Here is a 613-nt window from a genome sequence, read left to right as displayed (position 1 = left end):
CGACGCCGATCGAGTACTGGCTGCTCTCAACACTGCTCGGGCGGCGGCGCGTGCCCGGGTGTGGGAACTCTCCGGGGCTCAGGCACCAAACCACGAGACAGATGCTTCGACTCCGCTGATCGTCGATATCGATGCCACCTTGGTCACCGCTCACAGTGAGAAGGAAGACGCGAAACCCACCTATAAGAAGGGATTCGGGTTCCATCCCCTGCTGGCGTTCATCGACCACGGAAGACCAGGCTGTGGCGAACCCGTTGCTGGGCTGCTGCGTCCCGGTAATGCGGGTTCGAATACCGCCGCCGACCACATCACACTGGTCAAAGAAGTTCTTGCTGGCCTGCCCGGCGGCAAACCTCGTCCGGGGAAATCGGTCCTCATCCGCACTGATACTGCTGGCGGCACCCACGCTTTCCTGAACTTCCTCACCAAGAGGCGTCTGTCGTATTCGATCGGATTCATGCTGCCGACGACGATGCCCGACCTCTACCGCCAGCTGACGAAACTGAAAGCGTGGGAGCCGGCCTACGACACCGACGGTTGTCCCCGTAAAGGGGCCGATGTTGCCGAACTCACCAGTGTCCTTGACCTCGATGATTGGCCGGACGGGATGCGA

The 613-nt window shown here is 61.2% G+C and carries 1 protein-coding gene; it reads left to right on the top strand.

Translation table 11 applies throughout. From position 1 onward, the window contains the following. The coding region (locus ACPUD7_RS17770; protein WP_425120653.1) for a transposase at positions 1-613 on the top strand (613 nt) is incomplete at both ends.

It is taken from the genome of Brevibacterium sp. FAM 24630 (assembly GCF_049804075.1).
GTDB lineage: Bacteria > Actinomycetota > Actinomycetes > Actinomycetales > Brevibacteriaceae > Brevibacterium.
The sequence above is the reverse complement of the archived record's forward strand: the minus strand, read 5'-3'. Positions and strand labels throughout refer to the sequence as shown.